This window comes from Paenibacillus terricola (assembly GCF_014779765.1).
Lineage (GTDB): Bacteria > Bacillota > Bacilli > Paenibacillales > Paenibacillaceae > Paenibacillus_T > Paenibacillus_T terricola.
Genome location: NZ_JACXZA010000010.1, coordinates 1 through 24,334 on the forward strand (window position 1 = coordinate 1; position 24,334 = coordinate 24,334).

Consider the following 24,334-nt stretch of genomic DNA (forward strand, 5'->3'; position numbering starts at 1 on the left):
AACTCTCCATAAAAGAAGTGCTTGTTTAGCTCATTTAAAACATTTAAACTGACAGTTTCGCTCGTTGTTCAGTTTTCAAAGAACAATTTCGACAACTTTTACATCTTACCAGATGTTAATCAGCGTGTCAACAATTTCTTTTCGTTTTGTTTCGACAACGTTCATTATCTTATCACATGATCGTGTGTCGCGCAAGCTCTTTTTTCATTCATTTATCGAAGTTATTCACTTCAACATTTGATTATTTTCAAGCTCGCCGGCGCCTACGTTTCTCGGCCGGAATTAGAATATATCATGAATCAGTCATGCTTTGCAACTACTTTTTATCATTTATTTTAATTAATTAATCGAATACTACTATATATAAAACATACATACTAGAATTAATAGAACCGAACCACGATAACATTCGCACGGTCCGGTTCTATCTCTACTATACAATATCAATCCATTCAATCTGAACGGGTCCGCCAACTGCCTCAATAACGATACGATGAAGACCAGCATCAAGCACAACCGACTCTTCCAATCTAACAATCGTCCACTCATCGTTATTATGTTGAACAGTATCCAGCTGCCACCCATCAAGGCTTACCTTAAGCCCGCTCCAGCTGACCGCTTCCTCTGATCCTCGCAGATGAATCTCAATCCCATAAGAGGCTGTCTCATCAGACTCTTCATCGCTGCTGTTATTACCCGAAGTAAACTCATAGGCCAGCCAGTCTCCTGCAGCCAATTGCACACACAACCGCTGATCCAGTTTCCAAGGCCGCCCTCCGTTATGCTGGAAGTCCGCTATCTTCCGATCACTATTAACAAACCGAATATCGGTTCCATCGTTCACACGGAAACCAATGTTCTGCTCGGCCCTTGCACCGATCTGAAAGCCAATCCCCGCACCTTGGTAACCATAGAATATAGCAGGGATCCGCACTGGCGCTCTTCTGAACAGCGATTGAACCACTTCAGCATGGTAGGTACAGTTCTCAATTGCGATATTATCCAGGTAGGCCCACAGAATCTGCTCTGCTTCTTCTCCGCTCGGCCGCTCACCGCCAGCCAAATAATCCGCCAGACGATCCCAACCTTCCGGCTTGTTCACCGAGCATGGCGAATTGATTGTGTCCATCTTCTTCCATGTCCAGAAGTTCCAAGAGATCTCATGATCCTCGAAAAGACGGAAAGCGCCTGAATACCAATCGATATTGTTCTCGCCGCCTTCGCCCATGAAGATCGGCGCATTCCAGCGCTTACGATCATTGATATACTTCTGAATGCTTTCAGTATCCGGGTTATTCCAATACTTGTGGAACTGCAGAAGCGTATTATCATCTATCATTTCATCAAAAACGGTCCAGTCCGTCGACCAGTGCGCACCTTCGAGAATAATCATATGTTTCTGGTCAACTTCTCGGATCGCCTTCACGATATCCCGATACAGCGGCATAAGCGCAGGATTAAGCGCCGCATTCCAATTCGGCAGCGGCTCGTTCAACAGATCATATCCCGCTACGATCCATTCATCCTTGTAGCGTTCAGCAAGCTGCCGCCACAATTCGATCGTCATGCGACGATAGGTCTCATCCGTATACAACTCAGATTGATCATTCTCGGAGTCGTCAATATTGGCTCCCGTCTGTCCGCCTGGCGCTCCATGCAGATCGAGTATCGCATATACATGATATTGGCGGCACCATTCTATGCAGAGGTCGAGGCGACGCAAATTGTTCCCCTTGAACCGTACCGGTTCTCCTTCCTCTATAAATGCCCGCGCATTGATCGGGATACGAATCGAGTTGAAACCCTCCTCCGCAATCTTGCGAATATCCGCTTCCGTTGTATAGCGGTCATAATAGGTCTCCCAGAACTCAGCTGCCTTCTCTTGGCCAATCAAACCTTCAATCATCCGCTCGATCCGTCTTGGGCGGTCGCCCTGCTCAGGGAATTTCCACATGTTGCCTTCTGGCAAGAACCAACTGCCGAGCCCTACACCTCGTAAAATAAATGGTTCACCATCGCCATTCACAAGCCTGCTGCCCTCAACACTCACAAATCCCGCTACTCTATCGTTCGTCAAAACCACACTGATCCCCTCCCATCATTGCAGTTATTGAATCCCCTATTATTGGTCGGCCAGCGATTCATTCATCGCACGATACTCAAGCGGCGAGACACCCTCGATTTCCTTGAACACGCGCGTAAAATGCTTCACATTCTCAAAGCCGACACTCGCGCTAATCTCATACACTTTCATCTCCGACGTCATGAGCAGCTCCTTCGCCTTCTGAAGCCGCAGCTTGCGCAGATACGCGACGAACGTCTCGCCTGTATGATCCTTGAACGCTTGACTGAAATACGAATAATTAAGCGATACATGATTAGACACCATCGCCATATTCAGATCTTCATGATAATGCTCTTGAATGTAGCTAATGGCGCGTCCGATCTCACTTCGGTCGTTATAGACCGAGCGCACTTGGCGGACATAGTCATTAAGCAGGAGCAGCAAGCTCTGCACACTGTAATAATAATCATGGAATGGAGCGTTATATATATCTCCGACCGTCCGATGCAGCTTCAGAATTTCTAGCGAACCTTCACCATAAACCTGAAAGACTTTATCGAACACATGCTCATTCAACAGATGGCTGATACCTTCTAAATAGCTAATGTCGTATCGGATAATGGTCTTAATATCGAGCACATGCTGCAACAGACGTTTTATATCCGCTTCTCGGTCAAGTCCAAGCATATTGGATATTTTCTGTATATCTTCAATCGGGAGCTTATACGATTTGCTCTTGTCAGCAAATTCCTCTGCACGAATGACGTCAGGCGAAGTCTGAAGCACCGAATAGGCTACTGCTGCAACAGCCTGCCTATATCCATGTCTAACCGCTTCCATCCGTTTTATCTGCTCGCTGACGCCAGCTTGAAACCCGCAAGCAGGATGTTCTTTCATATAAGTAGACAACCGTTCAATTGTATGAGAATTGCCCGTAATGATAACGAGACGTTCTTCTCTGTCGTAGAAACGAATGCAGTAGCGCTCATTCTCGTAACCAATCATTTTATCGATGCGATTCATGAAATCGTTACGCTCAACCGCTCGGCTGCCGCTATTCATTCGTACGATTACGACTTGGAATCCTTCATCCATCCAGCACAATGCTGCTCTTTCTAACAGACTGCGGATCTCTTGCGCAGAATAGCGATCATGCATCAGTACATTCTGAAGCTGCGTAATGGCGAACTCCGCCTTCAGCGCAATCGTATTGCGCAGCTCATCCGCCGCTTCATTCTTCTGCTGCCAATCCTCCTCCAGTCGACGGAGCACTCGGAACAACTCTTCTCTTACGATCGGCTTAAGCAAATATTCTTTCACGTCGAACCGAATTGCAGCCCGCGCATATTGGAAATCGTCATGCCCACTCAATATGACGATATCAGCACGAATACCCCGTTCCTGCATGCGTTGAATAAGCGTAATACCATCCATTACAGGCATTCGAATATCAGTGATGACGAGGTCTATTTCCGTTTCCTCCAGTACCTGTAGAGCTTCTTCCCCATCCGCAGCAAAATAAAATGTGTACGCTCCGGTAAACTCTCTATCGATCATCGACTTCAAGCCGGCTCTAATGTTCCGCTCATCATCCACGATTAATAGGTTTCGCATACGCATCATTACCTCCGGCTATGTTCAAATACGGCAGCACCATGGTCACTCGGGTATAGTTGCCATACACACTATCAACTCGAATGCCGTGCCCTTTGCCATAATTCATAACGATCCTTTGATCCACGTTGCGAAGACCGATCCCGCTGCTTTCTCTCTCCCCGGAATTGGCGGTGCTTCGCATCTCCTGATAAACGGCGTCATCCAATCGGATGAACATGTTCACATCTCGCAGTCTGCTTTCCTCGATGCCGTTGCCATCGTCGATCACTTCGATTACCAAATCGTCATTCAGCGCGTAGGCTTTAATCGTAATCGTCAATTTCCCTTTGCTTCGATGTCCGAAGCCATGCTTCACCGCATTCTCCACAATCGGCTGCAGCGACATCTTCAGCACTTCCTGCTCCTTATAAACCTCCGGAACTTCCACGTTCAGCTCGAGGCTATTATCATAGCGGATATTCATTATCGCGATATAGTTCAGAATATGAACAAGCTCATCCTGCAGCCGAACATGATTGCTCGTCCACTGCAAGTTGTACCGCATCATACCGCCAAGTGACGTCAATGCATCGGATATGGCGTATTGCGCTTCGACCTCCGCCAGCATTTTAATATTCTCAAGCGTGTTATATAAAAAATGGGCGTCGATCTGATTCTTGAGCGCATTAAGCTCCGCTTCCTTCGTGGCAGCTTGACGGCTTACCGCCTGCGCAATCAGCTCATTCATCTTCTTCAGCATCTGCCTGAAGTGAAACGCAATCTCGCCGACCTCGTCCATGCTCGTAATGGCAATATCTACATTGAAGTCGCCCTTGCGCACCTTCTTCATGGACTCTCGTAATATCTTCAGCTTCTTCAAGATAAGCGAGTGAAGCAAATAGGAAATCATCGACAGCAATGCGATGAGTATGATCGTTGCAATAATGATCGTATTCCGTTGCTTGCTGATGTCGGCAAGCGTGCTCTCTGCCGAAACAATATTAAGTAAATAACTGTCTAATTGTCCGAGATGACTGTATATGCCAATATAAGGCTTTCCTTCATACGAGAAGGAGAAGCTCGAAGATTCCTTTTCAATGCGATGAGATTCGAATTGCTTTAAGACTTCCATGACAGGAAGCTTCTGAAACAGCGGCGACGAATCCTTCGTATAAGGTACGCCGTCCCTATTCACGACGATCATTTGGGAATCGTTATCCTGCACATCGCTGAACGTCTTCATAAAGAACTTGTTAATTTCCATACTGACTTCAAGCACGCCATTATGTCGGATATCATCGGCATATTTGCGCTCCCGCAGCAAAGACACATAAACCGACAGCGGAACATCGTTCCCGCTCTCAAGAATGCTCTCCGTACTGCGGCTGATATCCCACCATACGATGCCATTCTGCTGAATGACCGTATTGTACCAAGGTTTGTTCTTGATCCGATCCTCTTTGAAGATGACGGGCCAGAACTCGTGTACATTCGGATTAACGGTATAACGCCGAATGTTCGCAATGCTCGGATTGTTAAACAGAAAGTATTGAAACATGGAGAATACCTTCGTCTTAAAATCAACCAAACCCGCCGTGTCAAGCTCAACGCCGCTCTCAAGATAATCTTCGATGTCACTGTTAGAAACGGCTAATTGCGCTGTACGTTCCATTACCTCCATGTTGCTGAGCACATTCGATTTCTCGATCTCGAGAATGATGTTGTTCTTCTTCGTTAATTCCTTGATCGTGTTCAGATAAACATTGTGGAACAAATACCACGAAACGAGAATGATCGGAATGAGAATAATGCAAATAAAAGATAGGATCAGCTTGAATTGAATCGACATTCGGCCGATTTCCAGCGAAACCTTGGAACCCCATTGCCGAGCAAGTCTTATCATGAATGCGCACCATCCTTGCCCGTTATTGTAATAAGCCTGAAAGTCTGCACGGGCAGGCTTTCAGGCTATCACAGTATGATTACTTATTAAAGGCTTGAAGTTTGGCTATGTTCTCTTCGTATTTGGTTTGACGGTAAGCGTCAATCTTGTCTTGTTTGTTGTTATTGCGTTCCGTTACATATTTGTTCCAGATCTCATCAAATTCCGCATCCGATTTCGCGAGGAGCAGCTTCGGCAGCGCTTTGCCCCAGCTGCGCGTATTCTTGCTGCCTGCGATGCCTTCTTCGGAGTTCGCGGGCGCATCAAGGTTGTCGAACTCGGACATACTGATCGACTTGCCTTTCGTCCAGTCTTCCATTTGCTTCGCCGGATCAACGCTAGGCGGAGCCCATGCCAAGTTCATGTTCGTATCCATCAGCATCCAGTACGTGTAAGAAGCGCCGTACTTCTGGTCGAATGCCGCACGGTCTTTGTTGAGCAGGTCGATAACTTCCGGCTTGAATTGATCTTTGCCGTCGATCGTATCGTACGTTACGCCTTTCTCGCCGAGGAACATGTCTTTGTTGCCCTCTTCTGAGATCAGATACGTCAGGAACTCGATTGCTCTCTTCTTATCTTTAACATCCTTGGAGATGAGCGTTACTGTCCAGCCGGAGATGCCAGGGCCAGAAAGCGTTGGCGCCGCTTTCGCCGAGTTCGCCGGTCCGTTAACTGCAATGTAAGCCGAGTTTGGATCTTTCTGGTAGAGCGAGATATTCTGCGTTGCAAAGTCAGAGCGTTGGTACAGCATTGCGAAGTAACGGCCCTGCGCGATTTTCTCTTCCATTTGCGGACGCTTGTCGATGAAAATATCTTTGGACAGCAGGCCGTCTTGGTTCGCTTGGCGGAACGTCTTCAGCCAGCTAATATATTCCGGATCCAGGCGGCGGTCATACAACTTGCCATCCTTCTCTTGCGGAATCGCCAGGAAGTTCTGCAAGTAGCCTTCGAGCGAGTAGTTACCGTTCTCCGTGAACTCATGCAGGCCGAGCGGAATAAGCGGCTGACCGTTTACTTCCGGGAATTTCTCTTTCGCTAATTTCAGCGCATTCAGGAAACCTTCTGGCGTGCTCATGTCCGGGCTGCCGATTGCTTCGTACATATCTTTACGAACGACGAACGTTTGGTTCGACGTGAAGTTGCTGCCGTATTTCTCATAGTCAGCAGGCGAAGACGATGCGTTAGGATAGCCGTATACATTGCCGTTCGGCTGCGTGTACCAGCCCAGTTTAGCAGGGTCTGCTACTTTGATGAAGTACGGATCGTATTGGTCTGCCAATTCGTTAAGCGGCAGTACAAGATCGCCTTCGATCATTTTGCGAACGCCTTCTTCATACCACCCAAGGGTGAGGAAGTCAGGCAGTTTGCCGGAAGCGATCATCGTATTCAGCTTCTCGTTCTCGTTGCCTGCAGGTACGATGAAGTTGATATTTACGCCTGTTTTCTTCGTGATATATTCGGCAGTGGCGTCTCCGCCCCATTTTTTATTAAACCAAGAGAAGTTAATATACCAGTCAAATGTAATCGGGTCCTTCGCATCTGCTTTCCAGCCCGGCTCATCCGCATTGGCCGGCGTAGTTCCCGCTGCGTCAGTGCCTTTATCCGTATTGTCAGTCGTCGCTGTTTCATTAGTCGTCTTCTCATCCGACTTCTTCTCGCTATCGTCGCTGCTTCCGCAAGCCGAGAGAGAGAACACCATCGTGAATACGACAGTCAATGCCATCATCGAGGTCCACAGTCTACGTGTTTTACTCATTGATAAGTCCCCTTTTCTGAGATTCTGAAATAATTGCATTTATTAGCAACCCGTACATCTTGAAGCGCACGGACTGATAATTAAGGTTGAACGGGATTAGCCTTTAATGGAACCAATCATGAAGCCCTTAACGAAATACTTCTGCAGGAAAGGATATACAATGACAATCGGCGCTGTCGTAACAACCATTGTCGCCAGCTTAAGGGATTGGCTGGTAACCGATACAGATACACCGCTTGGCATTGCCGCCAGCATCTGATTCGAGCTGGACTGCGCGACAACCCGGTACAGGAACGTTTGAATCGGCTGCAGATCCATATCGTTCATGTAGATCATGCCGGTGAAATAATCGTTCCATTGATACACGCCATGGAATAACGCGATTGTTGCAACGACCGGCATCGATACCGGAATGATGACTTTGTAGAAGATCTGGAAGTCGTTCGCGCCATCGATTCTTGCCGCTTCCTCCAGACCTGCCGGTATTTCCCGGAAGAAGGAGAGGAAGATGATAAGATCAAAGAAGCTGAAGGCTGCAGGAATAATATAGACCAGGAAATTATCGAGCAGATGCAAATCGCGAATGAGCAGGTAGTAAGGAATGAGTCCGCCGCCGAAGAACATCGTAATCGTACCGATGAGCATGTACACCTTGCGGCCGATGAGCTCCTTGCGCGAGAAAGCGTACGCTACCATTGCGGTAAAGAAAACGTGAACGATTACGCCGACTACCGTCTTCGCTACCGTAATCCACATTGCCGTCATAATGCCATCGCTGCGGAATACGGCATGGAAGCTTGTCAGACTGAATACTCGCGGAATCCAGTAGATGCCTCCGCGCATTGCATCCTCCCCGTCATTGAATGCATTGACGAGGACATACCAGATGGGATATAGCGTGATGAAACATATGATAAGCATCAGAAGGGTTACGAGAATTTCAAATGTAAATTCCGATGCCGACTGCCTTTTCGAAGAAAACATCCTTAGGTCACCGCCTTGATCAGAATAGGGACGTGTTGTTCAGGCGCTTCGTAACGCTGTTGGCACCAAGCAGCAGGATCAGCGCAATGACGGACTTAATCAATCCGACTGCCGCCGCATAGGAATATCTGCCGGACAACAAGCCTACCTGATAAACATACACGTCGATGACGTTGCTGGACGTTTCATTCAGCTGGTTGCGGAGGACGAGAATTTGATCAAAGTTCGAGTTCAGTACGCCGCTAATGGCGAGAATGAACAAGATCGAAATCGTCCCTTTGATCGATGGAAGCGTAATATTCCACATCTTCTGCCCGCGACCCGCTCCATCAATCGTTGCTGCCTCATATAGTTCGGGAGAAATGCTCGAAATAGCAGCCAAATAAATGATCGCCGACCAGCCGAGCTCTTTCCAAATATCAGATGTAATGACAATGCCCCAGAAGTACTTCGGCTCTGCGAGGTAAGTGATTGGTTCTTGAATAAAATGAAGCGCCATAAGCACTTTGTTCACGATACCAACGTCTGAAAGCCAAGTTGCCATAATGCCGCCAAGAACGACCCAAGATAAGAAGTGAGGCAGGTATGTAATCGTCTGTACCCACCGTTTGAATATCATGGAACGCAATTCATTCATCAACAATGCGAACAATATCGGCAGCGGAAAACCGATCACGAGCTTAATGAGGCTCATGCCAATCGTATTCTTAATGACATAGCCTAAGCTGTCATCTTCAAGAAACTCTTTGAAGTGATCGAATCCAACCCACGGCGCTGCCGAGATCGGGTGGATGATGTCGAACTCTTTGAACGCGATTATGATTCCATACATCGGGATGTAATTGAATACAATCATCCATGCAACGCCTAGCAGCGCCATCACTTGCAAATATCGCTGCGCGATTAGTTTCTGCACCCATACTTGAATGCTTGATCTGCCGGTTGCTGTTTGATGCGAACTCGGCTTCGTTTCTGCCTTGACGCTCATACCCCAGGTGCACCTCCATTTCGCTCTGTCTTTCTTGCGAAAGCTCTTACACTTGTAAGTGTAATCGTTTACATCGAGCAGTTATAGGTGTGAGATTTCAGGTATGGTGATGTTTTTTTAGGAACTTGCGCGATACGATGAAACCAAGGCAAGCTGGCCTTGCAGCCGTCAAAAAGTGCTGAAAACAAAAAAAATCACTCTGCTCTATGCCACAATCGGCACAGTAACAAGTGATTGTTGTTTGATTCATTATGGTGCGGTAGAGAGGACTCGAACCTCCACGGGCGTACGCCCACTACCCCCTCAAGATAGCGTGTCTGCCATTCCACCACTACCGCACATTTAAAGAAAACATCGCATTCGCTTCGAGGGTAAGAAGCAAATGGTGAGCCATGTAGGACTCGAACCTACGACACCCTGATTAAAAGTCAGGTGCTCTACCAACTGAGCTAATGGCTCATAATATTTAACCCCGGGGTCCCCGAAAAGTAATCGGAATAACCTTCAAAGCAGCTCTTCACTTTTTGGGGTGTATTGGTGACCCGTAGGGGATTCGAACCCCTGTTACCTCCGTGAAAGGGAGGTGTCTTAACCCCTTGACCAACGGGCCTTACTTTGCTCAACTCACCTGCTTAAATCAGGCGACTTGAAGATCATACCACGCACGAGCTTGTTTTGCAAGTACTTTATCTTGAATGTTCGAGCATCTTACCGATACTCGACATTTGAACAAAATAAAAAGACCGATCGATTGCACGGTCCTTCACCTGCAAATCCGAGAAAAAATGTGGCGGAGAAGGAGGGATTCGAACCCTCGCACCACTTACGCAGTCTAACCCCTTAGCAGAGGGTCCCCTTGAGCCACTTGGGTACTTCTCCATGGCTCCCCGAACAGGACTCGAACCTGTGACAACTCGATTAACAGTCGAGTGCTCTACCAACTGAGCTATCAGGGAAAATCGTGCAGTGACAATTAATAATTTACCACGCCCGTCCTACCCTAGTCAAGCGTTTTAAGTGATAATTTTCCCGCGCATTTGCCGCACCGATATCGAGTCGGATCGAGACGCCGCCGCCGCAAATATTCCATCCCGCATGCACCGCATACAAGCTTGTACTTAAATGGCTTCGGCTTACGCGCCTCACGCTCCGGCAGCGTACGACAGTACCGGGATGCTCCCACTTGAGTGAGCAGCTGCTTGAAATCTTGGTCGCGATGCTGATAGCCGCGCTTCATAATATGAAGATGATAATGGCACAGCTCGTGTTTTATTATTTTCTCCGTCTCCTCAGCTCCGAACGCCTCAAGCTGATGCGGACTAATCTCAATATTGTGCGATCGTGTAAAATATCGTCCGCCCGTCGCCTTCAGGCGGCTGTTAAACGTCGCGCGATGCTTGAAAGGTCTGCCGAACCACTCCAGTGATACTTGCTCGACCCATGTCTGCAGCGTTTCATCATTCATCGATAATCTCCTCCACCTACTTGAATTGTAAAGGCGGGCTGCGATACACTTCAAGTAGAAGTTCGATCTCGTTCGAGCTGTTTTTGTTATTAGAGGGGAGAATCTGTACTATTATGCCAACTATGCGCTACGTTCTGATGAAACAGAATGAAACGGTTCATTTCGTCGAAATGCCGCAATCGCACGCTTACCAGCTTAGCGCGCTCAATCTGCGTTTGCATAAAGAAATCGACAAGTTGACGGCCAGCAACGTCCCTGCGCTCCCGTACGCTATCGCGGAGTGCGACAACGTCGAGCTGCATGATACGAGCATTCAAACGATCTCCGGATTGGATTACTTGAACAAGCTGGAGCAGGATTTTGCCCAAATTAAAGAGCAATCGTACCCGCTCATCTCGCTGCTGACAGAAATCCGTGCCCTTCAAGCTCAATTGGAGCAATGGTACGAAGAAGAATACGAAGATTAAACAAGAGAAAACGCACTGCACCGTCCTACGAAGGTGCAGTGCGTTTTGTTATGCAGGAAGCTCGATCTTAATAAAATGCGAGCAATTGAGATACGTCGTGACGAATTCGCGCGAATGAAATCGTTTCGGACCTGCACATCGCCCCGCCCCTGCCCATATGCTATTCATACAGTACGGTCCGGGAGGGGGACGACGCAAATGCCGCAGTGGCTGTGCAATCAACTGATGCGCGCGTACCAGAAGAAGGACGTTCGACAGATTCGTCTGCTGAATGACTGCTGGTATTTCTACCGCGCTAAGCAGCGTCCGAGTGAAGAAACCGTTACAAGTAACTAGCGTATTCTACCCGCCTAAATCCTCTCTGCAAGGAGGACCCATGGGACTGCCGCCCCCTGAACCCCGGAATGGGGAACGTGGGATTGGCAGAGACGCCGTCGCATTATTGAGCGGCAGGAATCGCGTGCCCTTATGGGCACAACTTACTGTGTGACGTAATAAATGATCATAGATCGCAACTCAAAGTGAAATAGCTTTCCGATGCGACATTTACCTTATTAATACTCTCAAAAAAGCCGATCCCATGCAGGATCGGCTTTGTACTACATACCTCTTCTAGTCAGGCTTGACCATTGTAAGACTTACGCGGCCTTTCTTGGCGTCGGCTTCGAGAACCCAGACGGTTACGGCATCGCCAACGGATACGACATCCGTTGGATGTTTAACGAACTTGGTGCTTAAGCGCGAAATATGAACAAGGCCGTCATTCTTGATGCCGATATCGACGAAAGCGCCGAAGTCGATAACGTTACGGACCGTGCCTTGCAGCTCCATGCCTGGCTTCAGATCCTCGAGCTTGAGCACGTCTGTCCGGAAGATCGGCGGCGGCAGCTCCTCACGCGGATCGCGGCCCGGACGCTGCAGACTGTCGATAATGTCACGAAGCGTTGGAACGCCTACTTCAAGCGCGGCAGATAACTGCGCCACATCGGCTTCAGCCAGCTTCGTACGCATCGACTCCGATCCAACGTCCGACAGCTTTAGCCCCAGTGCACGGAACAGCTTGTCCACAACAGCATACGACTCCGGGTGAATCGGCGTCCTATCCAATGGGTTATTCCCATCCGGAATGCGGAGGAAGCCTATGCACTGCTCATATGACTTCGCACCCAGCCGAGGTACCTTCGACAGCTCCTTGCGCTGCGCAAACTTGCCGTTCTCTTCGCGATACTTCACGATGTTGCGGGCAATCGTCGCATTGATGCCCGCTACGTAGGACAACAGCGATGGAGACGCCATATTCACATCGACACCAACGTGGTTAACGGCTGATTCTACGACGCCGCCCAGACTTTCCTCTAACCGTTTCTGGCTGACGTCATGCTGGTATTGGCCAACGCCAATCGCTTTGGGCTCGATCTTCACGAGCTCAGCAAGCGGATCCTGCAGACGGCGTGCAATCGAGACCGCACTCCGCTCGGATACGTCGAGCGACGGGAATTCTTCCGCTGCAAGCTTGGAAGCGGAGTAGACTGAAGCGCCCGCTTCGCTGACAATCATATATTTCAGTTCATCCGCGCCTGCTGCTCCTGCCAGGCGACGCTTGCCGATCAGATCGGCGATGAACTGTTCGGTCTCGCGTGACGCCGTACCGTTGCCAATAACGATGAGGCTAACGTTGTATTTGTCCAACATGCCATTCACGATCCGCTCTGCTTCCGCCACCTTGTTGTTCGGAGGCGTCGGATACGAGACCGCTACTTCGAGCAGCTTGCCGGTGTCATCAACAACAGCAAGCTTGCAGCCTGTACGATATGCCGGATCGACGCCTAGGACAACCTGCCCATGAACAGGTGGCGACAACAGCAGGTTGCGCAGGTTAACGGAGAAGATCGAGATCGCATGTTCTTCCGCCTTCTCTGTCATCTCGCCGCGCACTTCACGTTCGATCGAAGGTGCAATTAACCGTTTGTAGGAATCCTCGATAACCGAAGCAAGTACAGTCTGAACCTGCGGTGCGGTATACTTGCGGATTACATTACGGTTCAACCAGTCATGCACGCGGTCGGTCGGAACGTCGAGCGCCACGCGCAGCACCTCTTCGCGTTCGCCGCGGTTAATGGCGAGCACACGGTGAGGCGGCAATTTGCGTACCGGCTCTTGGTAAGCATAGTACATTTCGTATACCGTCTCCGCGCTTGCATCCTTCGCTTCAGTCCGGAGTACGCCCTGATCGTGTGTGAACCTGCGAATCCAAGTGCGGATTGCAGCGTCGTCGGCAATATTCTCAGCGAGAATATCCATGGCGCCCTGCAGCGCTTCCTCTGCCGTATTGACGCCCTTGTCAGCATCGATATAGCGGACTGCTTCCACTAACGGGTCTCCTTGCTTCGGCTGGGACCAGATCCAGAGCGCAAGCGGCTCAAGTCCGCGTTCCTTCGCAACGCTCGCTCTCGTCTTGCGCTTCTGCCGGTAAGGACGGTACAGATCTTCGACCTCTTGCAGCTTGCTCGCCGACTCAATACCGCGGCGCAGCTCATCGGTCAGCTTGCCCTGCTCGTCTATGAGCCGGATAACCTCGCGCTTGCGGTCCTCCAGATTGCGCCGATATTGCAGCTTCTCTTCAATATCGCGAAGCGCATTCTCGTCGAGCTCGCCCGTCATCTCCTTGCGATAACGCGCAATAAACGGAATCGTATTGCCTTCATCGAGCAGCGACACGGCTGCCTTCACCTTCGTCAGCGGTATGGACAGCTCGGCAGCAATATCGCGGATAATCCGTTCCCGTTCCGCTGCTGCCTGCTCATCCGAAAGTTTCGTTCCATTCGCTTCTGTCGGTGCATCCTGCTTCTCAACAGCCACGTAAGCAAGCCCCTTCCCTATCTTGTACTCATATTAAAGACCGTGACAACCTCTTCAACTAGCGGTGTAAGCCAACGAACGGATTGTTCGCCTTCTCGAATCCGATCGTCGTCTTCGGACCATGACCAGGGTATACCACGACGTCATCCGGCAGTTTGAACAGCTTAAGCCGAATCGAATCATACAGATCCCGTTCACGTCCGCCAGGCAGGTCTGTACGACCGACGGACGCGCGGAACAGAACGTCGCCGCCGAACAGATCGGAGCCGCACAGCAGGCTGATGCTGCCGGGCGAATGGCCCGGCGTATGCATAACCGAGAACTTGCGGCCGATCAGCTCAAGCGTCTGACCTTCGTCCAATGCATATTCCGCCGGATCCGTCGTCAGCGGCGGGGTTACGTCTTTCCATCTCGTAGAGCCGTTCAACTGGGGATTAACGAGCCATTCCGCCTCCAGATCATGAATGTATACCGGGCATCCTTTCGCCTTGCGCACCTCGTCTACCCCGCCCATGTGGTCAAAATGCGCATGCGTCAGCAAAATCGCCTCGATGTGAATCGACTCGATCCGTTCAAGCAGGCGCTTCGGTCCCATGCCAGGGTCGATAATGACGCCTCTCTCGCCGGATTCATCCGTCAGTAAGTAACAATTCGTCTGCAGCGGGCCAAGAGAGAAGGTTTGAATGTTCAGCTTCGTCATCGGCTTAAATCGTCGTGAGCAGCTGACGCAGCTCGCTTATAATATCAGTCTGGTAGGCTGTGCCTTCGCCTTCGCCATAACGACGCATAATCTCTTCTCGCGCCGCAGTCAGCTTCTGCTGGTAGTCCGACGCTTCACGATCAGGATTGCCCAGCTTGAAGGCGATCATCGGCTCTTGCACATGCTTCGTACGAGGGCCCCATTGACCGCGCACGACACCTTCTTTATCGGCAAAAATAACAATCGGAATCGAGCGTCCGCCCATCGTCAGAAACTCGTCCATCGTATCGAGATGCTGCTCCATGATGAGCACTTCCGTCGGTATGCCGCTTACAGCGAGCGCCTGAAACACGACGGGAACGTTGCGAACGACATCGCCGCACCAGTCCGCAGCAATGATTAAGCAGTTCAGATCATCCCGGCCATTAAGCGATTCGAAATACTTGCGATCCTCCTTATTCGGCCATTCGAAGGTTTCGTATATGGAACGGAATTGTTCTTGATTTTTGGTCATGCCTTCGATGAACTGCTTCGGCGAAATGCCTTGGCCCAGCTTAGCACCTACATTTTTACCCATGATGGCGAACCTCGCTTTCATATCCGATATAATTAATCGTTATTCTTCTTATTATTGCGTGATCAAAAAGATCGGTTTTCAGTTATTGTAGCAGATTTAGGCAGATACAGGCAAAGAAACGAACATGCTCTCAGCCCAAGGGCCGGTCCATGTCCGCTTCTTAGAACAGATGTATTAAGATGATTTCTTGTTATTGCGCGAACGTACAATTTTGAACACAACATACACAATGAGGAGACCAAGCGCGATCAGAATGCCCTCATGAATATACTTGCCCGCTTCCTCTTCGATCGTGTCCCAATTGTCGCCGAGGGAGCGTCCCAAATAGACGAACAGAATCGACCACGGCAACGAGGCCAACGCTGTCAGCAGCGTGAATATGCCGAACGGCATGCGCGCCATACCTGCAGGAACGGAGATGACCTGGCGCATAACCGGAACGAACCGCGCTGTGAAGACGATGCCTTTGCCGTATTTATTAAACCAGCCTTCTGCAATGTCGAGATGCTTCTTCTTAATCTTCAGAAACTTTCCGTACTTCTCAAGGAATGGACGACCGCCGTAGCGACCGATCGCGTACAAAATCCAGTTCTGCAGGACGGCGCCTAACGTACCGAAGAGCACGGCTCCTAAGAACGATATTCTCCCGTCGTACACCAGGTAACCCGCATAGGCAAGCACGACCTCACTCGGAATGACCTCTACCATTAAGCCGAACAAAATGCCGAAGTAGCCGAGATCTTTCATCCACTCGAGCATCGTTGCCACTACATCTGACAATACGTGCATGGTTTCTCCTTCCGCCTCTCCCATAGGCATGTCTTATCTTTGCTTCGTATTCTAGCATACCCGCATACCAACTCCAAGTGCCGGAAGGGGCATGTTCAGACAGGCCTGCGCATAGACTAGCCTCGAATAGATACGTATAAGCGGAGGAGAAGTTGCATGACTAAATTTCTCGTAGTGAAAAAAAGAAATTTGCAGATCGCCGGCGCCTTTCTCGTCATGACGTTGTTGGTAGCCGTGCTATGGCGGGTACACTTGACGAGGGTTGAGCCTGCTGCGGCTGCGCCAACCGATGGGGTGCAGGTGTTTACGCTCGTAACAGGCGAGTTCGAGACGACGGATCGTAATGGCAAGATGCTCGAAGCGTACATCTTCAATCCAGGCTCGATCGTTGTTAAGAAAGGTGTGCCTGTAGAGCTGCGCATTATCGGCATCAGCGGCGACACGCATCCGTTCGTCATCGAAGGACTCGGCGTGAAGGGCGAAGTGAAGAAGGGCGAAACGACCGTCGTCCGCTTCACAGCTGAGCAAGCGGGTACGTATGAACTTAAGTGTCTGACCCATGCGGATATGCGCAGCGACGGGCCGATGGTCGGGTATATTCACGTGCAGTGAGGTTGGAGGCTCGCTTAAGGCTAGTGTCCGCCTGTGAAATCGGTGCATACGATAGCCGTAGAGAGGAGGCGGTTGTCGTATGAGGCCCACGAACGAGAAGCATGCTTCCGGGTACCCGACCGCTCGCAAAATCAAAAGAGCTTGCAGCAACGAGCTGTATCGCACCGCCAAGCGGATGAACAAATGGATTCCGAAGGAGAAGGTGGAGGAAGCCGAGAAGCTCTACTTCAAGAAGGTAGCGCTTAATCTGCCTTGGATTCACGAGAACCAGAGCAATCGCAAAGTATTGTCGGATTGGTGGGACGAGAACGTCAGCGCCGAAATCGCCGAGCTGTGGGAAGTCGACCGCGCGGCGCTATGCGAAGCGTTCCGGCACGCGTTCGGGGGATAAGAGCCGAGTTGTAGGACCGGAAATCCGAACACGGGTGTGCGTCAGTTTGAACACGGGTGTGCGTCAGTTTGAACACGAGCTGCTATGTGAGGCGATCTGGCACGTGTTCGGAGGATAACAACCGAGCTGTAGAACCGGAAATGCGAACACCGAGTGTGCGTCAGTTTGAACATGAGCTGCTATGTGAAGCGGTCCGGCACGTGTTCGAGGGATAATAACTCGTAAGTCGAGTTCGCTCGTTCATGGGCATCCACTCCGTATGCGGCAATCGCAAACAACAGCAGCCACCAGCAGCCGTAGCTCATATCGAAATCAATCGCTGCGTGCAGCAGCATGACGAGCATAGGCGCCAGCAGAATGCGATACTCGCCTGCACGCCAGACTGCGGTAAGCAATGCGCCGAATAGCAGCAGCAAGAGCGATAAATCAAGCAGGCCGCCATTGAGCGCAATGTCGAGGTACCCGCTGTGCACCTCGTTAATGCCAAATCGCTGGCCTGCGAGATGCCGCCAGGTGTCACCGCCGCGGCCCATTAGGGGCGCTTCCCGCCATAGGCGAAGCGCCTCTTGGTATAGAGACGCGCGCGAAGCCGCCGTCTCGTAATGCGCGCCGAGCCGCGCGTAAAGCTGCTGCGGCGGCAGCGCAGCCAGCGCGGCGAGGCCGCCTGCGAGCAGCGCAGCGCTCGCAGCAAGCGCGCGGCCCTGCCGCGCTGCGCCTGGGGCGAGCAGCCTGCTTCGCAGGGCTGCAAGGCCCATGGCGCCGGCTGCGAAGCAGCCGAGCAGCGCAGCCGCGCGCAAGGCGCCGCTGGCGGGCGCCGGCGCCAGCGCGATGCGGCAGGCTAGCGCGCCGCATACGCTGGCCCAGCCTGCGCTGGCCAGCCAGAGCGCCAGCCTGCGGCCGCGCAGCAGCAGGCAGCCCGCGGCTGCGCCAGCGGCGCAAGCAAGTGCGGCGCCGCGCGACTCTGACAGCAACAGCGCGAGCAGCAGCGGCGAAGGCAGACAGGCTCCCGCAAACAGCATAAGCCGATGCGTCATACGCGTTGTCCCTATCGCGAGCAGCAGCAGCAGCAAAGCAGCGGCGAAGGCGCCTTGAGCGTTCGGATACTGCAAGAAACCCGACAGCCTTGTTCCGATACTTGCGATTCTTATATCGGAATCCATAAGCAAGAACCCTCTCAAGAGTTGGGATGGCAATTCACCGAACCAACCTAAGACCGAGACGGGTCCTATTAACACACCCATTGTGATAAACAGGCCACTAAGTGTCACAGAAGCTGAAAGCGTGTCCCCATGGTCACTTGCAAAAGACTGCGGTGCAGATCGCCAGCGCCTTTGAAACAGCAGCAGCACAACCCCGGCAGCTCCGAGCCAGCGAATACTCATCTGTGCAGAGGCAGCGGAATAGGGCAGCTGTCCCTGGAGCAACAACTGTCCTAGACTCGAGATTGATAACCCGAACAAACATAGAAGCATAATCTCGGCCAGACGATTATTACTCCCCTTACACCAAACCCGATCAGATAAGGACAGTCCTCGTTTATTCGAACGCCATGTATGAAGAAACGATGCACATGCCGCGCTAACTACCGCTGCAAGCGAGAATAGAGATGCTGCTCCATCCTCATATAATCCAGCCTGTACAATCGCAGCTCCGGCTGCAGCAGCCACTGTACCAGCAGCCATCCCCTTCATAAACGGGCCTTTTCTATCGAGCAAGCTATCAAAGCCATAATCGTTATGTCGGTTTTCCCGCTGTATCCACTTCTGTTTCGGCTCCTGCACCCTTTACCCCCACTCCCTAAGCAGCAAATGTCTATATACTACTACTTCTGATAAGCAGTATTGCCGCCTTAGTCAGGGATAAAACGAAAAAAACCGCTCAGTTGTCTGAGCGGTTCGCTTTGTTGCGACTCAATTGTTTTCTGCGATTCTTGTAGAACACGCCGACCTGCTCGCGAAGAATGTATGCGCGAAGAGCACGCTTCTCCAGCTCCGCCATCTCTTCGAAACGAGCGCCATAATATCGTCCCTCCGATGTATTCTCTGAACGAACGATTGAAAGCATGCACCGAATGACTCGCTGTCCTTCAATTCGAAGCTCCGCTTCGACACTTTCCCCCGTCATCAGCGGCACTGTCGGTTGTTCAACCAGAAAACCGATGCCTGAGTTGCTTACATTACATACGCGGATCGGCGTTCCTTCCCAATCATCATGCTCAACCCCTGCTGCATGAAGCAGCTCATCCAGTTCGGCAAGCAGCTCGTCCGACATCAATCCAGCATTCGATGGCGCAATTAGTTGCTCCAGTTTCCGTTCCGTTCTCGGTGATTCCTCATCCGGAATCCGAAGCTTGCCGACAGCGGTCACTTCAACCCTTGGACTTTCCCGCTTCTCGACAAATTGAAACGCCCTCGGCGGAAAAATAACCGCAATCGAACCCTCATCCTTGCCAATAATCGTGGATTGGAGGCGGTGAATACCCACAGGAGAATAAATAGTAAGCTGCACGGAATCTCCTAGCTCGAACCGCTTGTATTCATTCAGATCAATGCCTAGCAGTTCTCCTTCCACATAAGTGGAGATGCCTGTTGTGACATAGTCCTGTTTTTCAACAATCGTTCTGCTATGGACAAGCGCCTTCGGTGCAATCATCTCTTTATCCTTCTTGCGAAGCTCTTGCCCGCTCCTTATCGACATTAACCTGAACCCCCTTTAATGATGGACTGCACAAGATTCTATTTACGTTCTTGAGTGACCAATGATAAAGCCAAACTTGACATCCTCGTTAAAAAGCAAACAAAAAAAGCCGCATTCAACAGAAGCCGCTCCAAATTAATCACGCAGGGAGCGAATTCGGTAACCAGGCTGCCAAACGCTGCTTCTGCAATCGTCAGGCCCTATGGCTTTGCGTCCTTGTCTTTCGACAAGTTTGCTATTATCGTTCGATATCCGCTTATTCAATTAGTGTGCTCTATCTAGGTGTAAGGTTACAATTCTTTAACGATAAGGATGCTGACTTCGTTCTTCAGATCGATCTCGTATGGACTCGCCGGTCTGGATCCGTCTGCTTCCTCGACAACGCGCACAATCGGCCGATGAACGGCAAGTGAATTATTCGCCGATACAACTGCGATCTGTCCTGTATTAAGAAGAACGGACGTTGCTACGGGGTATACAGAAATATGCTTACAGAACAGCTTGACCAGTTCGAAATCAAAATAGGTGTTGCCGGCTGCGAATATTAACTCAATCGCTTCCGACGGGGTATACCGCTTGCGGTGCGGCCTTGGCGATGTAAGCGCGTCATACATGTCCGCTAAACCGACAATCTGAGCGTGTAGATGAATCTCGTCACCCTTTAGACCTCTCGGATATCCCGACCCGTCGAATCGCTCGTGGTGCTGCAGCGCACAGTGCGCAGACAACAGGGATATATCGTGCTGCTTACGGAGAATGTCGAAGCCATCCGTTGTATGCTTCGCGACGACTGCCCGTTCTGCGTCTGTAAGTGCCTCTTGCTTGTTAATCAGCTGCGAAGGCACTTTCGTCATCCCGATATCGAACAATAGCGCGCCAATGCCTAACTCCTCCAACTGCATCCGATTGTAGCCTTTGGCAATGCCGATGATACCGGACAATACCGCAACGTTCACGGAATGCTGGAACAAGTAAGCATCAGTCGTATGGATATTCGTCAGATTCACCATGACGTCGCCGCGCACCATAACGTCATTAAGAATTTCTCCGAATACCTGACGCAGCTGACGTCCCATCTCTGGAGCAACCGCTTTGCCCTTCATGAAATTCTGATCTTTCAAATTGGCCATCGTCTGATAGATAGCATTTACTGCTTTTTGACGTGTCTTCTCCGAGATTGCCTCAGGCGGCTCAAGGTCATCGGTAAAAGCGTCCTCAACGAACAGCACGTCGATGCCAAGCTTGCGAAGTCTGTCAATAAACCGCTCGTTCAGTTCAACGCCCACGCCGAGGAGAACATTCCCATTGTCCTGCAGGATCGGCTTAGCCAGCTTGTCCCCAGGCTTAATCTGATGAATGTTTACCTTCTTCATACTAGGTTCCCGCCTTCTTCATGCCAATAAATATGGAATACCCTTCTATTGTACCATGACCATCTGCCTAATGACTACGTGCACATTGTGCACATGTTGATCGATTTTTCTTCATACTCAATCAATCAGATTGGATGATGGAACAGACGGCTAACCACTTGATTGCGGCCTGCGTTCTTCGCGATATAAAGCGCTTCATCCGCTCTCGCAAACAACTGCCGCAAATAGGCGGCTGATTCGATTGCATTCGCCGGCTGCAGCGTCTCGTCTGCTACAACTCCCATGCTGATCGTCACCGACAACTTCTTGACACAAGCATCGAATGGTTCAGATACAAACTCGCTTCCGGCTGCCGCTTCCGATTCAGACACTTGATTCCACTGAACGATATCTTCATTCCACAGCACTTCGCTATTCTCGACCGCTCTGCGAATCCGTTCTGCAGCTTCCGTTGCCTTCTTCATGCCAGCTCCAGGCATATACACCGTAAACTCTTCTCCGCCATACCTTGCCAGCACATCGTTTGGTCCCAACATCGCGCGGATCGTCTCCGCTGTTTGGACAAGGATCATATCCCCTGCCAGATGGCCATATGTATCGTTGACCGATTTGAACAAATCAATGTCAAACAACAGCACAGCAACCGGTTTACCGTACATAGCCATCGTAGGAAGCTCATTCTCCAGCCTGTTCAGCAGATAGCGGCGATTGAAGCAGCCCGTCAGACTATCTGTAACCGCCATCATCTCCAGCTTGCGATTAGCTGCGGACAGTTCTTCCTGCATCTTCAGCAATTCTTGATTCTGCTGTTGAAGCGTCTCGTTCTGCCTGCGCGTCTCTTCCATAAGCAGCCGATAATCCGTAACGTCCTGAATCGTAATAATACGTCCTGCCGTCTCTTCGTTATTAGCTTTGATTGGTGCGGATACAACGACAACATGACGTTTAGCCGTTGTAAATGAGGGAACGAGCACCTCCATCTCCAGACGTTCTGGCGAATTCGCCTCGTGCCATTCGATGAACAGTTCGGATTGGTCCGACACGGCTCTCATCGTACTGAGCATAACTCGAATATCGAATTTGTCTCCGACGCGGAATGGCATAACCGGACGCATGACACGATTTATATCGGCAACATTACCCTGTTCGTTGACAACAACGATTCCGGAAGACATGGAATTGAATACGTCCTGCTGCGCAAACTGCACAAGATCGAACAAGCGATTGCGTTGGATCGCAATGACAAAGTAAAGTCCGCTTAATGTCATGCCAAGCGACATTAGGCCCGGAACTACATGTCCCTTCGATTCAAATATAACATTAACGAAAATATCAATGATGCCGAATAGCAAAAATAAAATAAGTCCGCGCAGTGCCATCTGCACCTGCTTCCGGAGCTGTTCCACACAGCCACCGTTGTGAATGGCTCCACGCATGAGTACAATCGCACGCGCCATATAAGCACACAGTACCGCTACAAGCACCCAGAACAACGGACCATACTTCGCCTCTGTCAACCGCGTTCCTGTCTCTCTGATGAACCAATGAGAAGGATTAATCATGACTATACTCGCGGTTAATATAGACGGGATGGCAGAGACGAGCAGCCTTAGCTTGTTGTATACGTAGGATCGCCCTGTCAGGAAAATCGCGAATACAAACCAACCGTAACCTAATACCGCCAAGCAGACGTACATGATTTTCATAATGTACATCCGGTAGTCCGGCGCCTCCGCCATATAGAGCACCGTCTGACCAAGCGGCCAATTCAGCATGAACATATGGAACAGCAAATAAATTCGATGCAGCGTCGTGAAGGACCCCCGCACGAATACGAGTACAAAGAGAACAAGCAGGATCAAATAGTTGGCAAATTCAACCCAAACGCCAATCATCACTTTTCACCTTCGATTACCGGCCGAGGACGCCTCTCTTCACCCAGCGCCTTCTCCAAATAGGGATCAATAGACAGCATATTGCGATATTGAACATACTCGTCCCACTTGCGACGCTTGACTGATTCTGGCACTTCTGCTGCAACTGCCCGAATAAGCAGATTCTTGGGCGTATGCTCGGGATCAATGAACTCGAGCATCTGCACTTTATAACCAACCGACTCCAACAGCGCGCCGCGAGCGGCGTCCGTTGCCAGCGCTGCGAACCGTTCCTTAAGCAGGCCATGCGAGAGCAGCGGTTTCAAATTATCGTTCTGTATTTGACGGAACAGCTCATGCTGGCAGCAAGGGACCGATAGAATGACTTGAGCTCCCCAACCAACCGCCTTCGCCAGTGCCGCATCCGTTGCCGTATCACACGCATGGAGCGTCACGACCATATCGGCAGAGGCTGACTCCTTGTATTCGGCAATATCGCCGACTTTGAACTTGAGGCCTTCGTAACCAAGCTTGTCCGCAAGAGACTGACAGAACGCAATGACATCCGCTTTCAAATCTAGACCGACCACTTGGAGCTGATAGCCCTTCTCGATGACTAACAAGTGATACAGCGCAAATGTCAGATACGATTTGCCGCAGCCGAAATCGATGACCTTAACCGGCCGATCCGTCGGCAGATGCGGCAGCACGTCAGTTACCATCTCAAGGAAACGGTTAATCTGACGATACTTATCCATCTTGCTGTCTTTCACTTTGCCTTCGGCTGTCATAATGCCAAGCTCTATTAAGAACGGTGCGGGTGCGTTGTCTGCCAGCACACGGTTTTTCTTCCGATTATGGTCTGCCGTTTCGGCGGCTTGGCTAGTAGCAGGCTTCTTCAGCACCGCTGCCTTGCCTTTCTTGCTGAACAGAATTTGATAGTCAGCTTCCTTCGTCTTAAACAGCGCCTGTCGGTAATGCTCCTCCAGCCACTGGGCGACACGTTCACCTGCTTGCGCCGCAGGCACATTCTCATGCTTCGCTTTGTTCGGATAATGAAATTCAAACTGATAGTGCAACCCATCCTTTAATTGTACAGGACGGATTGTCGTACGAGCAGGTGCGTCTCCATCTTTGCGGCGAAGTTGACTGAGCGTCGCTTGCAGCACCAATCCTTCATCCACCCAACGCATCAAATC

20 protein-coding genes, 5 tRNA genes and 1 riboswitch are annotated in these 24,334 nt (G+C 50.5%); of the genes, 4 read left to right on the forward strand and 21 right to left on the reverse strand.

The annotated features are described in order from the left end of the window. Positions 1-433: 433 nt before the first annotated feature. From H8B09_RS27800 to H8B09_RS27855, 12 genes are all read right to left on the reverse strand, one after another. Complete coding sequence (locus H8B09_RS27800; protein WP_224754090.1) at positions 434-2,077, reverse strand: cellulase family glycosylhydrolase; 1,644 nt, start codon at positions 2,075-2,077, stop codon at positions 434-436. A 45-nt stretch (positions 2,078-2,122) separates the two neighbouring features. Further along, positions 2,123-3,679 carry a response regulator gene (locus tag H8B09_RS27805; protein WP_191206856.1) on the reverse strand — a complete coding sequence of 519 codons (1,557 nt, stop codon included), beginning with the start codon at positions 3,677-3,679 and terminating at the stop codon, positions 2,123-2,125. Then, the gene (locus H8B09_RS27810) at positions 3,654-5,564 is read right to left on the reverse strand and encodes a sensor histidine kinase (RefSeq protein ID WP_191206857.1); all 1,911 of its coding nucleotides are present in this window, start codon (positions 5,562-5,564) and stop codon (positions 3,654-3,656) included. Before H8B09_RS27810 ends, H8B09_RS27805 begins: the two co-directional genes overlap by 26 nt. Positions 5,565-5,643: 79 nt before the next feature. Next, the gene (locus H8B09_RS27815) at positions 5,644-7,359 is read right to left on the reverse strand and encodes a type 2 periplasmic-binding domain-containing protein (RefSeq protein WP_224754091.1); all 1,716 of its coding nucleotides are present in this window, start codon (positions 7,357-7,359) and stop codon (positions 5,644-5,646) included. Between the two features lie 96 nt (positions 7,360-7,455). After that, complete coding sequence (locus tag H8B09_RS27820) at positions 7,456-8,280, reverse strand: carbohydrate ABC transporter permease (RefSeq protein WP_397376104.1); 825 nt, start codon at positions 8,278-8,280, stop codon at positions 7,456-7,458. An 82-nt stretch (positions 8,281-8,362) separates the two neighbouring features. Further along, a complete protein-coding gene (locus H8B09_RS27825) occupies positions 8,363-9,331 on the reverse strand; it encodes an ABC transporter permease (protein ID WP_191206859.1) in 969 nt (322 codons plus the stop codon). 252 nt (positions 9,332-9,583) lie between these two features. Beyond that, positions 9,584-9,669: transfer RNA gene (locus tag H8B09_RS27830), tRNA-Leu, on the reverse strand. Between the two features lie 45 nt (positions 9,670-9,714). Further along, positions 9,715-9,790 (reverse strand) — tRNA-Lys (locus tag H8B09_RS27835). A 76-nt stretch (positions 9,791-9,866) separates the two neighbouring features. Then, positions 9,867-9,941, reverse strand: a tRNA-Glu gene (locus tag H8B09_RS27840). A gap of 178 nt (positions 9,942-10,119) precedes the next feature. Continuing rightward, positions 10,120-10,210 (reverse strand) — tRNA-Ser (locus H8B09_RS27845). Between the two features lies 1 nt (position 10,211). Continuing rightward, positions 10,212-10,287, reverse strand: a tRNA-Asn gene (locus H8B09_RS27850). 44 nt (positions 10,288-10,331) lie between these two features. Then, entirely contained in the window at positions 10,332-10,796 is a 465-nt protein-coding gene (locus H8B09_RS27855) for a SprT family protein (RefSeq protein ID WP_191206860.1), read from the reverse strand. A gap of 113 nt (positions 10,797-10,909) precedes the next feature. Here H8B09_RS27855 and H8B09_RS27860 point away from each other — a divergent pair, with 113 nt between their 5' ends. Next, entirely contained in the window at positions 10,910-11,263 is a 354-nt protein-coding gene (locus tag H8B09_RS27860; protein ID WP_191206861.1) for a hydrolase/acyltransferase, read from the forward strand. 198 nt (positions 11,264-11,461) lie between these two features. Then, a complete protein-coding gene (gene cmpA / locus H8B09_RS27865) occupies positions 11,462-11,599 on the forward strand; it encodes a cortex morphogenetic protein CmpA (RefSeq protein ID WP_191206862.1) in 138 nt (45 codons plus the stop codon). Positions 11,600-11,875: 276 nt separating this feature from the next. Here the strand turns inward: cmpA and H8B09_RS27870 are convergent, their stop codons facing one another. The 4 genes from H8B09_RS27870 to uptA all read right to left on the reverse strand — a co-directional run bounded on the left by H8B09_RS27870 (position 11,876) and on the right by uptA (position 16,188). Next, on the reverse strand, positions 11,876-14,122 hold the full coding sequence (locus tag H8B09_RS27870) for a Tex family protein (RefSeq protein WP_191206863.1): 2,247 nt from the start codon (positions 14,120-14,122) through the stop codon (positions 11,876-11,878). Positions 14,123-14,180: 58 nt separating this feature from the next. Further along, complete coding sequence (locus H8B09_RS27875; RefSeq protein ID WP_191206864.1) at positions 14,181-14,822, reverse strand: MBL fold metallo-hydrolase; 642 nt, start codon at positions 14,820-14,822, stop codon at positions 14,181-14,183. Positions 14,823-14,826: 4 nt separating this feature from the next. Next, positions 14,827-15,399, reverse strand: a complete 573-nt coding sequence (locus H8B09_RS27880) for a thioredoxin family protein (RefSeq protein WP_191206865.1) — start codon at positions 15,397-15,399, stop codon at positions 14,827-14,829. A 174-nt stretch (positions 15,400-15,573) separates the two neighbouring features. Then, the gene (gene uptA, locus H8B09_RS27885) at positions 15,574-16,188 is read right to left on the reverse strand and encodes an undecaprenyl phosphate transporter UptA (RefSeq protein ID WP_191206963.1); all 615 of its coding nucleotides are present in this window, start codon (positions 16,186-16,188) and stop codon (positions 15,574-15,576) included. A 156-nt stretch (positions 16,189-16,344) separates the two neighbouring features. Between uptA and H8B09_RS27890 the strand changes: the two genes are divergently transcribed. Together H8B09_RS27890 and H8B09_RS27895 are read left to right on the forward strand one after the other, a co-directional pair. Continuing rightward, the gene (locus H8B09_RS27890; protein ID WP_191206866.1) at positions 16,345-16,800 is read left to right on the forward strand and encodes a cupredoxin domain-containing protein; all 456 of its coding nucleotides are present in this window, start codon (positions 16,345-16,347) and stop codon (positions 16,798-16,800) included. Positions 16,801-16,879: 79 nt separating this feature from the next. Next, the gene (locus H8B09_RS27895; protein WP_191206867.1) at positions 16,880-17,191 is read left to right on the forward strand and encodes a dehydrogenase; all 312 of its coding nucleotides are present in this window, start codon (positions 16,880-16,882) and stop codon (positions 17,189-17,191) included. 179 nt (positions 17,192-17,370) lie between these two features. Here the strand turns inward: H8B09_RS27895 and H8B09_RS31135 are convergent, their stop codons facing one another. From H8B09_RS31135 to H8B09_RS27920, 5 genes are all read right to left on the reverse strand, one after another. Next, positions 17,371-18,972: an O-antigen ligase family protein gene (locus H8B09_RS31135; RefSeq protein WP_191206868.1), complete on the reverse strand. Its 1,602-nt coding sequence runs from the start codon at positions 18,970-18,972 to the stop codon at positions 17,371-17,373. Between the two features lie 97 nt (positions 18,973-19,069). Continuing rightward, on the reverse strand, positions 19,070-19,888 hold the full coding sequence (locus H8B09_RS27905) for a PilZ domain-containing protein (RefSeq protein ID WP_191206869.1): 819 nt from the start codon (positions 19,886-19,888) through the stop codon (positions 19,070-19,072). 155 nt (positions 19,889-20,043) lie between these two features. Next, a riboswitch (cyclic di-GMP riboswitch) is annotated at positions 20,044-20,135 on the reverse strand. Between the two features lie 43 nt (positions 20,136-20,178). After that, positions 20,179-21,261 (reverse strand): HD-GYP domain-containing protein, encoded by a 1,083-nt coding sequence (locus H8B09_RS27910; RefSeq protein WP_191206870.1) that lies wholly within the window; start codon positions 21,259-21,261, stop codon positions 20,179-20,181. Between the two features lie 125 nt (positions 21,262-21,386). Beyond that, positions 21,387-23,156, reverse strand: coding sequence for a histidine kinase N-terminal 7TM domain-containing diguanylate cyclase (locus H8B09_RS27915; protein ID WP_191206871.1), 1,770 nt, complete (start codon positions 23,154-23,156; stop codon positions 21,387-21,389). Further along, positions 23,156-24,328: a class I SAM-dependent methyltransferase gene (locus H8B09_RS27920; protein WP_191206964.1), complete on the reverse strand. Its 1,173-nt coding sequence runs from the start codon at positions 24,326-24,328 to the stop codon at positions 23,156-23,158. The genes H8B09_RS27915 and H8B09_RS27920 overlap by 1 nt, the downstream gene beginning before the upstream one ends. Positions 24,329-24,334: the final 6 nt, after the last annotated feature.